General features: G+C 75.3%; 8 protein-coding genes. 6 read left to right on the forward strand and 2 right to left on the reverse strand.

The features are described from left to right. Nucleotides 1–20: 20 nt before the first annotated feature. The 4 genes from mscL to ACFVTF_RS34585 all read left to right on the forward strand — a co-directional run bounded on the left by mscL (nt 21) and on the right by ACFVTF_RS34585 (nt 5,400). Complete coding sequence (gene mscL / locus ACFVTF_RS34570) at nt 21–470, forward strand: large conductance mechanosensitive channel protein MscL (protein ID WP_387817978.1); 450 nt, start codon at nt 21–23, stop codon at nt 468–470. Nucleotides 471–815: 345 nt separating this feature from the next. Next, a complete protein-coding gene (locus ACFVTF_RS34575; protein ID WP_371521154.1) occupies nt 816–1,625 on the forward strand; it encodes a DUF6643 family protein in 810 nt (269 codons plus the stop codon). Nucleotides 1,626–1,824: 199 nt separating this feature from the next. Continuing rightward, nucleotides 1,825–2,703 carry an MOSC domain-containing protein gene (locus tag ACFVTF_RS34580; protein ID WP_387817979.1) on the forward strand — a complete coding sequence of 293 codons (879 nt, stop codon included), beginning with the start codon at nt 1,825–1,827 and terminating at the stop codon, nt 2,701–2,703. A 243-nt stretch (nt 2,704–2,946) separates the two neighbouring features. Further along, on the forward strand, nt 2,947–5,400 hold the full coding sequence (locus ACFVTF_RS34585) for a right-handed parallel beta-helix repeat-containing protein (RefSeq protein WP_387817980.1): 2,454 nt from the start codon (nt 2,947–2,949) through the stop codon (nt 5,398–5,400). Between the two features lie 89 nt (nt 5,401–5,489). Here the strand turns inward: ACFVTF_RS34585 and ACFVTF_RS34590 are convergent, their stop codons facing one another. Both ACFVTF_RS34590 and ACFVTF_RS34595 read right to left on the reverse strand, forming a co-directional pair. Next, nucleotides 5,490–6,653: a PLP-dependent cysteine synthase family protein gene (locus tag ACFVTF_RS34590; RefSeq protein WP_387817981.1), complete on the reverse strand. Its 1,164-nt coding sequence runs from the start codon at nt 6,651–6,653 to the stop codon at nt 5,490–5,492. A 142-nt stretch (nt 6,654–6,795) separates the two neighbouring features. Further along, the gene (locus tag ACFVTF_RS34595) at nt 6,796–8,073 is read right to left on the reverse strand and encodes an ROK family protein (RefSeq protein WP_371521142.1); all 1,278 of its coding nucleotides are present in this window, start codon (nt 8,071–8,073) and stop codon (nt 6,796–6,798) included. Between the two features lie 17 nt (nt 8,074–8,090). Here ACFVTF_RS34595 and ACFVTF_RS34600 point away from each other — a divergent pair, with 17 nt between their 5' ends. Then, a complete protein-coding gene (locus ACFVTF_RS34600; RefSeq protein WP_387817982.1) occupies nt 8,091–9,377 on the forward strand; it encodes an MFS transporter in 1,287 nt (428 codons plus the stop codon). Between the two features lie 108 nt (nt 9,378–9,485). Further along, nucleotides 9,486–10,067 carry a HutD family protein gene (locus ACFVTF_RS34605; protein ID WP_387817983.1) on the forward strand — a complete coding sequence of 194 codons (582 nt, stop codon included), beginning with the start codon at nt 9,486–9,488 and terminating at the stop codon, nt 10,065–10,067. Nucleotides 10,068–10,138 lie beyond the last annotated feature (71 nt).

Raw genomic sequence — 10,138 nt, forward strand, 5'->3', positions numbered from 1 at the left:
TACGGATTTGGAGTCACCCGGTGTTCAAGGGATTCCGCAGCTTCCTGCTGCGCGGCAACGTGGTGGACCTCGCAGTCGGCATCGTGATCGGCGCGGCCTTCACCGCCGTGGTCACCGGGTTCGTCACCGCCTTCCTGACCCCGCTCATCGGGGTCGCCACCGGCGCCGTCGGCGACTTCACCCAGAAGACCTTCGAGGTGGCCGGCGCCCGGTTCCCGTACGGGGTCTTCGTCAACGCGCTGATCGGGTTCGTGCTGGTCGCGGCGGTGATCTACTTCGCCGTGGTGCTGCCGGTCGGCAGGCTCCAGGCGCGCTTCGAGTCGGCCGAGCCGGCGCCGGTCGTGAAGGTCGACTGCCCGGAGTGCCTGAGCCCGATTCCGGCCGCGGCGACCCGCTGCTCCTTCTGCACCTCGGAGGTCGCCGGCCGGCCGGGCCTCCCGGCGCAGGCGCAAGCGTTGCAGGCGAGCTGACCACGGGCCCGAGGCCGCTGACGGGGACTTTATTCCCGAAACATTCACGAGCCCTCGTCGGACCGTCGGCGGGGGCTCGAATGCGCCGGCGCACGCCCTGTCCGCAAAAGTTTCTCCGGCGGGCCCCGAACCGTCCACCGCCCGGTCACCGCAAGGGTTCGCCGCGCCGCCGTCCGGGTACTGTTCGATCACTGACGGCACGCCGAGGTTGTCCGGAACTGAGCGCCGGTATGTCCGTTCTTCCTACTTTCGAAACCTTTGTGCGAGCGAAGACTGTGTAAACAGTCGAACTGCTCCCCCTCCCGCTCTCCTCAGCAGGCGCGTTGTGGGCTTACCGTATGCCCCATGACCTCGCCCCGCTCCTACGACGGAGTCGGCTACCCCTCTCCGTCCTTCTCCTCCGGCACGCCGATCTACGACAGCCTCGTGGCTGAGCGCGGCGTCCCCCAGATCGCACCCATCAACGTGCCGGCGGCCCTGCCGCCGGCCATGTCGTCCGGTTACGGGGCCAGCGCCGGCCCGTCCTACGAGAACCGGTACGGCAACGGGTACGAGAGCGCCGGCAGCAACCTCCCCGCGCTGCCGCCCGCCCGCCTCGCCCTGGGCCCCGGCCCGAGCAGCGGCCCCTCCGCCGGTCCCGCCACGGCGTACATCCCCGCGCAGCCCGCGCCGGCGTACGCCTCCGCGCCCCAGCCGCCCGTCCCCGGCTACGGCACCCCCCAGCAGTACCAGCGGCCGCAGCCCGCCGCACCGGCCTTCGCGCAGACCGCCGGCGGCGGCTACCAGCCGACCGGCGGCCAGAGCTTCGGCGGCCAGAACACCTTCATCGGCGGCCAGGGCGGCCAGCAGTCCTTCGGCGCGCAGCCGATCGGCGGTCCGGGCGCGTTCGGCCCCGGGCAGCCGGGCGGCCAGCCGCAGGCCGGTCCGCAGAGCTTCGGCGGCCAGCAGTCCTTCGGCGGCCCCGGCCCGGCCGGCCCCGGCTTCCAGGGCCAGGGCGGCGACCAGGGCTTCGGCGGCGCCCAGCTGCGCCCGGCCATGGCGCCGGTCCGCCCGATGCAGCCGCAGCGCCCGGGCCCGTACGGTGAGCCCGGCAACAACGCCTACAACGCGGGGGGCCAGCAGGGCGGCTACCAGCAGCAGGGCCAGGGCTACTGAGCCACTGACCTCCAGGGCCGGACCCCACCCGGCCCGAACCCGCACCACCTGAGCACCACCCGGCGCGCTCCCCGCGCCGGGCGTACGGAGAAACGGGTCATCCACGGACCGCCCGGAACGCCCCCCACGGCGTCCCGGGCGGTCCGTGCGCGTACGGGGCTCCTGCGGACCGTCGGGAACCGGCTGGCAGGATGGGGGAATGCAGCTCACCGGACTCCACGTCTACCCCGTCAAGTCCATGTACCGCCTGAGCCCGGACACCGCCGCCGTCGAACCCTGGGGCCTGGCCGGAGACCGCCGCTGGATGCTCGCCGACGCCACCGGGCGCTTCGTCAGCCAGCGCGAGAACGCCGCCCTCGGCCAGATCCGGCCCGACCTGCTGCCCGACGGCGCGCTCGGCCTCACCGCCCCCGACGGCTCCCGGATCGAGGTCCCCGCGCCCGCCGTCGCAGCCGGCGACCCGCTCGCCGAGGTCGAGGTCTGGGGCACCCGCTTCCGCGCCGCCGAGGCTGCCGAGGAGGCGCACCGGTGGATCGCCGAACACCTCGGCGACTACCGCCTGGTCCACCTGGACGACCCGCACGCCCGGCCGGCCGACCCCGACTACGCCGAGCCCGGCACCACCGTCTCGATGGCCGACGGCTTCCCCCTGCTGCTCACCACCACCGCCTCGCTGGAGCGGCTCAACGAGCTGATCGCCGCCGAGCACCCCGACGGCCACGAGCCGCTGCCGATGGAGCGCTTCCGCCCCAACGCCGTGGTGGGCGGCGCCGAGCCGTGGGCCGAGGACGGCTGGCGCCGGATCCGGATCGGCGACCTCACCTTCAAGGTCGTCAAGCCCTGCGGCCGCTGCGTCATCACCACCACCGACCAGGAGAGCGGCGAGCGGCGCGGCCCCGAACCGCTGCGCACCCTGGCCCGGCACCACCGGCTGCTGAAGAAGGCCGCGTTCGGGCAGAACCTGATCCCGGAGCGGCCGGCCGGCACCACCGGCGACGTGCTCGGCACGCTGCGCGTCGGCGACCCGGTCGAGGTGCTGGAGGACGGGGCGCAGTGGCCCGCCGACGCGCGGGGGTGAACCGGCGGCGCGCCGGTTCACCGGCTCCCCCGGCCGCCCCCGCGGCGCGACCCCGGCTCGGAACCACGGGTGTGCGCGCTCGTTGAACATGTGGTCGGAACCTGTGGCGAAGGCGCGAGCCCCCGGTGCCCGCGCGACCGCGGCCGACCGGACCACCCATGGAGGCGCGCTACGGTGGGCGGACGGCCCGCGCGTACGGCCCGTTGAACGCCGGCTCGACGAAGGTGGGGACGACAGACCGTCATGGCAGAGCACAGGGTCCGGGTCACCCAGGACAGCGCATCCCGCTGGCGCCGCCGCGCAGGCGAGTACGACACCCTCGCGGAGGCCCTCGCGGCCGCCGAACCGGGCGACACCGTGACCGTCCGGCCGGGGACGTTCCGGGAGAACGTGCTGCTGGACAAGCCCGTGACGATCGTCCCGGCCCAGGGCCCGGGCACCGTCCGGATCGACCCGCCGTCCGGAGCGGCGCTGACCGTCACCGCCGACGCCACCGTCCGCGACCTCGTCGTCGAGGGCGGCGACAGCTCCACCCCGGCCGTCCTGATCACCGGGCCGCAGACCGCGCCCACGCTCAGCGGCTGCCGGATCGAGACCCGCTCCGCCACCGGCATCGAGATCACCGACGGCGCCCGGCCCACCCTGCGCGGCTGCGTCGTGGCCAACCCGGCCGGACTCGGGCTGCGCCTGCGCGGCCCCGGCACCGCCGCCGCCCTGGAGGACTGCGAGGTCGCCGCCGCCGGGCAGGCCGGACTCGCCGTCCTCGGCGGCGCCACCGCCGCCCTCGACCGCTGCCGGGTCCACCACGCCGCCGGCGCCGGCGTCCTGCTCTCCGACCCCGGCAGCGCCGCCGAACTGACCGGCTGCGAGATCTACGAGATCCGCGGCAGCGGCGTCCAGGCCGAGTCGCAGGCCCGCGGGCGGCTCGTCGACTGCGAGATCCACCGGGTCACCGGCAACGGCCTGACCTTGGACGGCGAGGCCGAACTCGTCCTCACCGGCTGCCGGGTGCACGACCTGCCGGAGAACGGCGCCGACCTGCGCGGCCGCTCCCGGATCAGCCTCGACCACAGCACCGTCCGGGACTTCGGGCGCGGGGCGCTCTCGGTCTGGGACCAGGGCACCGAGGCCGTCGCCGAGTCCTGCCAGATCCACGGCTCCACCGGCGAGTACCCGGCGCTGTGGGTCAGCGACGGCGCCCGGCTCACCCTCACCGACTGCTCGCTGTACGACCTGCCGGACGCGCTGTTCGTCCTCGACCGGGACTCCGCCGCGATCGCCGCGGACTGCTCCTTCAGCCGGATCCGCAGCTCGGCGGTCTCGGTCAGCGGCGGCGCGGCGGTGACCCTCACCGGCTGCCGGGTCCAGGAGGCCGGCACCGGCCTGTGGTTCCGCGACCACGGCAGCGGCGGCCTGCTCACCGGCTGCGAGATCTCCGACGTGGCCACCGGGGTGATCGTCACCAAGGGCGCCGACCCGGTGCTGCGCGACTGCACCGTCCGGGCCAGCACCGACGCCGGCGTGTACGTCTCGGCGCAGGGGCGGGGCACCTTCGAGGACTGCCGGGTCTCGCACGGCAAGGGCTTCGGCTTCCACATCATCGACGGCTGCCGCACCCAGCTGACCCGCTGCCGGGCCGAGCAGAACGAGCGGGCCGGCTTCGAGTTCTCCGAGCCCGGGCCGGTCGCCGAGGGCTGCACCTCGGACGACGTCGGACCGGCGGCCGGAGCGGCCGAGGTACCGGGCCCGCGGACCGCCCAACTGGCCTCCGCCACCGCCCCGTTGGCGGGCAGGGCCGGCGCGGGCGGGGTGGCCGGCAGCGCCGCCGCCACCTCCGCCGCGACGGCCGCCGGCTCGGCTATCGCCCCGATCCCGGACTGCCGGCCCGCCGACGAGGCGCTCGCCGAGCTGGACGCCCTGGTCGGGCTGGCCACCGTCAAGCAGGAGGTGCGCACGCTCATCGACCTGATCTCGGTCGGCAAGCGCCGCCGCCAGGCCGGGCTCAAGGCGCCCTCGCTGCGCCGGCACCTGGTCTTCACCGGCGCCCCCGGCACCGGCAAGACCACCGTCGCCCGGCTCTACGGCGAGATCCTCGCCTCGCTCGGGGTGCTCCAGCGCGGACACCTGGTCGAGGTGGCCCGGGTCGACCTGGTCGGCGAGCACATCGGCTCCACCGCGATCCGCACCGCCGCCGCCTTCGACCGCGCGCGCGGCGGGGTGCTCTTCATCGACGAGGCGTACGCGCTCGCCCCCGAGGACGGCGCGCGCGACTTCGGGCGGGAGGCCATCGACACCCTGGTCAAGCTGATGGAGGACCACCGGGACGAAGTGGTCGTCATCGTGGCCGGCTACACCCTGGAGATGGAGCGCTTCCTCTCCGCCAACCCCGGCGTCTCGTCCCGCTTCTCCCGCACCATCACCTTTTCCGACTACACGGCGGACGAGCTGCTGGAGATCGCCCGGGCCCAGTGCGCCGAGCACGAGTACGCGCTCGCCGAGGCGACCGAGGGCGTGCTGCTGGACCACTTCGCCCGGCTGGAGCGCGGCCCCAACTTCGGCAACGGGCGCACCGCGCGGCAGGTCTTCGAGACCATGGTCGAGCGGCACGCGATGCGGGTCGCCCACCTCGCGGACCCGTCGACGGAGGAGCTCCAACTCCTCGTCCCGGCCGACCTGCCGGGCGCACCGCTGCCCTGACGCCGGGGACTCGGCGCCGTGGCGTCGGGGGGGGGCAGGACGGCCCGGGCGGGCGACGGCTCGGCGTCGGGCGGGCGACGGCCTCGGCGTCAGCCCGTCCAGGCGCCGCCGGCGAGGAAGGACTCCAGCACGGCCCGGTACGGCGCGATGTCGATCCGCTCGCCGGCCAGCCAGTCGTCCGAGTAGTACTTGTCCAGGTAGCGGTCGCCCGGGTCGCAGATCAGACCGACCACGCTGCCCCGCCGCCCCGCCGCCCGCATCTCGGCGACGATCTTCAGCGCGCTCCACAGCCCCGTCCCGGTGGACGCCCCCGCCTTCTTCCCGAGCACCTGCTCCAGCACCCGCACGGCGGCGATGGAGGCGGCGTCCGGCACCTTCATCATCCGGTCGATCGCCCCCGGGACGAAGCTCGGCTCCATCCGGGGCCGTCCGATGCCCTCGATCCGAGAGCCCCGCTCGCAGACGGCGTCCGGGTCGTGGTGCACCCAGCCGTCGAAGAAACAGGAGTTCTCCGGGTCGGCGACACAGATCCGGGTGTCGTACTGCATGTAGTGCACGTAGCGGGCGATGGTCGCCGAGGTGCCGCCCGTCCCGGCGGTGGCGACGATCCAGGCCGGCTCGGGGTGCGGCTCCAGGCGCAGCTGGGCGAAGACCGACTCGGCGATGTTGTTGTTGCCGCGCCAGTCGGTGGCCCGCTCGGCGTAGGTGAACTGGTCCATGTAGTGCCCGCCGGTGCTCTCGGCGAGCCGGGCGGAGGCCTCGTACACCTCGTCCGAGCGGTCGACGAGGTGGCACTCGCCGCCGTGGAACTCGATCAGGTCGATCTTGGCCTGGCTGGTGCTCTTAGCCATGACCGCGATGAACGGCACCCCCACGAGCTGCGCGAAGTACGCCTCCGAGACGGCGGTGGAGCCGCTGGAGGCCTCGATCACCGGCTTGCCGGGGCGGATCCAGCCGTTGCAGAGCCCGTGGAGGAAGAGCGAGCGGGCCAGGCGGTGCTTGAGCGAGCCGGTCGGGTGGGTGGACTCGTCCTTGAGGTAGAGGTCGATCCCCCACTCGCCCGGCAGCGGGAAGCGCAGCAGGTGGGTGTCGGCGGAGCGGTTGGCGTCGGCCTGGACCTTGCGCACCGCCTCCTTGAGCCAGGCGCGGTACTGCGGGTCGGTCCGGTCGACGTCGACGGTCGGCTCGATGCCCGCGGTCGGGTCGATGCCGCTCGCTCCGCCGGACTGGGCCCTGCCGGGTTGGGTGCTCATGGCCACTCTCCCTCGTTATGACCCCCCACTGCTCACTACGAGTGTAGGAGAGTCACGATAAGTGACCGTTTTCGCAGTCCCAGCTTCCGCTTATCGCCCCTGGTCCGACCTGTCGCACCCAGCCCGACGCCCGGCCCCGGATTCAGCCCGCCGTGACCGACTGCGGGTCCGCCAGGTACGGCCCCCAGCCCAGCTCCGCCGCACCCGCGAGCGCACCGTGCGCCAGCTCCGCGCCGACGATCGGCACCCGCCCGCTGCGCCCCCACAGGCTGCGCTCGGCGACCACCGCGCGCAGCCGCTCGGGCGCGGCCTCCAGCAGGTCCAGGTGGAGTCCGCTGAGGACCACCCGGTCCGGGTTGAGGATGTTGGCGACGCCCGCGAGTCCGAGCCCGAGCCGGTCGATGACGTGTTCGACGGCGGCCCGCGCGCGTTCGTCGGTGGCGGCCGCCCGGCACAGCTCGCGTGCCTGGTCGAGCAGCGGGCGCCCCGGTTCGGGGGTGAGCCCGGCGGCGGCGAACAGGGCGTCGGGGTCGGTCTCGGAGTTCAGGCAGCCCCGGTTGCCGCACGGGCAGAGCCGGCCCTGCGGGTCGACGGTGAGGTGGCCGACCTCCAGGGCCAGCCCGGCGCTGCCGGTGTGCAGGTGACCGTCGATCACCAGCGCGCCGCCGACGCCGCGATGGCCGGAGGTGACGAGGAGCAGGTGCCGGGCGCCGCGCCCGGCGCCGTGCCGGTACTCGGCGAGCGCGGCGAGGTTGGCGTCGTTGGCGAGGGCGGTGGGCAGCGGCCGACGGGCGCCGGGGCCGTGGTCGGCGCGGCCCACCTCGACGTCGTACAGGTCGGCGACCGGGGTGCCGCTGGGCCAGGCGAAGTGCAGTGCGGCGAGCGCGGCGCCGTCGGGTTCGGTGACCGGGTTGGGCAGGGCGAGCGCGGCGGCGAGGCAGCGCCGGCTGGTCGCCCGGGCGAGTTCGGCGCCCGCCTCGGCGACGGCGCGCAGCATCCGGACCGGGTCGGTCGCGGCGGGCAGCGGCAGGTGGACGGGCGGGTCGAGCAGGCCGCCGAGGCCTGCCAGGGTGACGCTCAGCCCGTCGGCGTGGATCTGCCCGGCGACCACGACCGGGCCCTGCGGGTCGATCGCGAGCCGGTGCGAGGGGCGTCCGCGTCCGCCGCCGGCCGGGCGCGAGTCGACGGTGATCAGCCCGAGCGCCTCCAGTTCGGCCGTGACGGCCCCGGCGGTGGCCCGGGTGACGTCCAGCGCGCGGGTGAGCGCCGAGCGGGTGGGCGTCTGTCCGGTGTGGATGAGCGAGAGCGCGGGGCCGAGCAGCGTCCGACCGCGATCGGGGGCCGCGCGGCGGTGGGCGTCGCGCTGCGCTTCGAGGTCGGTTCCGGAACCTGGTCGCGGACTTGAAGGTGAGAGCTGCACGCCCCTATTGTGACTTTGTGCCGCTTCGAAACAAAATCCGCCCGCGCCCTCGACCCGACCAGACCTCCCCCCAGTCTCGCAGCACACCCCCCGGGACGGACAGCCCCTGGGGCTCGGCACGGCTCGCGCTCACCGCGTTCTTCGCCGTCGACGGCTTCCTCTTCGCCGCCTGGGTGGTCCGCATCCCGGACATCCGCAGCCAGGTCAACGCCTCGCACAGCGCCCTCGGGCTGGCCCTGCTCTGCCTGTCGATCGGCGCCGTCCTCACCATGCCGCTCGTCGGGCGGCTGTGCCTGCGGTACGGCTCGCGCCCGGTGACCGTCGGCTCGCTCGCCCTGCTCAGCCTCGCCGTCCCGCTGCCCGCACACGCCCACTCGGTCGCCGCGCTCGGCGGCGTGCTGCTGCTCTTCGGCGCCGGGTACGGCGGCGCCAACGTCGCGATGAACAGCGCCGCCGTCGACCTGGTGGCGCAGCTGCGACGGCCCGTCATGCCGAGCTTCCACGCCGGGTACAGCCTCGGCGGTCTGCTCGGCGCGGGCCTCGGCGGGCTCCTCGCCGGTGCGCTGAGCACCGCCTGGGCGCTCGCGCTCGGCGGCCTGCTCGGCCTCGCCGTCACCGCCGCCGCGGGCGTCGTCCTGCTGCGCAGCCCGGCCGCGCCGCTGGTCGCGCCCGGCCGCACGAGCGGCAGCGGCACGGGCGACGGCGGCACCACCGGCGACACCACGGGCGACCACGGCACCCGCACCACGGCCGGCCGCGCCGCCCCGCACCTGCGGCTGCTCGTCCTGCTGCTCGGCCTCACCGCGCTGTGCACCGCGTACGGCGAGGGCGCGATCGCCGACTGGACCACCCTCCACCTCACCGACGACGTCCACGCCAGCCCCGGGACGGCCGCCGCCGGGTACGCCGCGTACGCCTTCGCCATGACCAGCGGACGGGTCGGCGGCACCTGGCTGTCCATCCGGCTCGGCCAGACCCGGCTGATGCTGCTCGGCGGCCTGACCGCGGCGGCCGGCATGCTGGTCGCCGCCCTCGCCCCGGTGGTGCCGCTGGCCGTCTGCGGGTTCGTCCTGGCCGGTCTCGGCCTCGCCAACCTCTTCCCCCTCGCGATCGCCCGGGCCGGTGCGGCGGGCGGCCCGCAGGGCGTCGCGTTCGCCTCGACGCTCGGGTACGGCGGCATGCTGATCGGCCCGGTGGTGATCGGCTTCCTCGCCGACGCGGCCGGGCTGCCGATGGCCCTGACCACCGTCGCGGTGGCGGCCACCGCGGGGGCGCTCCTGCCGCTGGCCGTCCGTCGGCGCTGACGGGCGCGCCCGGGTCGTCGGCACGGCCGGTCCGGCCGACCCCACCGCCGACGGCCCCGGGCGACTCCCGGCGCGGCCGCGCGCGGGCGTGGTGGCAGGATGCGGGCCATGACGAGCAGCGGACGGATCCAGGTACTGCGGGCGGACGAGCGCCCGGCCACGGCGTGGCTCAACGGGGGCGGGGTGACCAGGGAGGTCGCCGGTTTCCCGGCCGGGGCCGGGCTGGACGCCTTCGACTGGCGGGTCAGCCTCGCGGACGTCGCGTCGGCCGGGCCGTTCTCGCCGTTCCCCGGCGTCGACCGGGTGATCACCCTGGTCGAGGGCCCCGGCATGACGCTCACCGTCGACGGCGCCGAGCAGCTGGTCGACGAGCCCTTCCGCCCCTTCGCCTTCTCCGGTGACGCCGTGACGGACTGTCGGCTGTCGGCCGGCCCGGTGGTCGACTTCAACGTGATGACCCGCCGCGGCCGGGTCGACGCCGCCGTGGACGTGCTGACCGCACCGGCCGCCGTGGACGTCCCGCCGGGGGCGACCGTCCTGCTGGTCTGCCTCACCGGCTCGGCCGCCGTCGACGGCGACGCGGTGCTGGAGCACTACGACGCCGCCCTGCTGGAGGGGGCCGGCCCGCGCGAGGTGCGGGTGCGGGCCGGCGGGGCCACCGCCGTGGTCACGCTCCGCCCGTCGCGCTGACACCGGGGAACCGGGGCGCGCGGGCGCCCGGACATCGGAACGCCGCGGCCCGGGAGGGAGGCCTCCCGGGC

The sequence above is a fragment of the Kitasatospora sp. NPDC057940 genome (assembly GCF_042887425.1).
In the GTDB taxonomy this organism is placed as follows: domain Bacteria; phylum Actinomycetota; class Actinomycetes; order Streptomycetales; family Streptomycetaceae; genus Kitasatospora.

Bases quoted from the DNA above. Each gene is read 5' to 3' on its own strand.
- ACFVTF_RS34580 (WP_387817979.1), top strand. From the start codon at position 1,825: ATGCAGCTCACCGGACTCCACGTCTACCCCGTCAAGTCCATGTACCGC.
- ACFVTF_RS34590 (WP_387817981.1), bottom strand. From the start codon at position 6,653: ATGAGCACCCAACCCGGCAGGGCCCAGTCCGGCGGAGCGAGCGGCATC.
- ACFVTF_RS34585 (WP_387817980.1), top strand. From the start codon at position 2,947: ATGGCAGAGCACAGGGTCCGGGTCACCCAGGACAGCGCATCCCGCTGG.
- ACFVTF_RS34575 (WP_371521154.1), top strand. From the start codon at position 816: ATGACCTCGCCCCGCTCCTACGACGGAGTCGGCTACCCCTCTCCGTCC.
- ACFVTF_RS34605 (WP_387817983.1), top strand. From the start codon at position 9,486: ATGACGAGCAGCGGACGGATCCAGGTACTGCGGGCGGACGAGCGCCCG.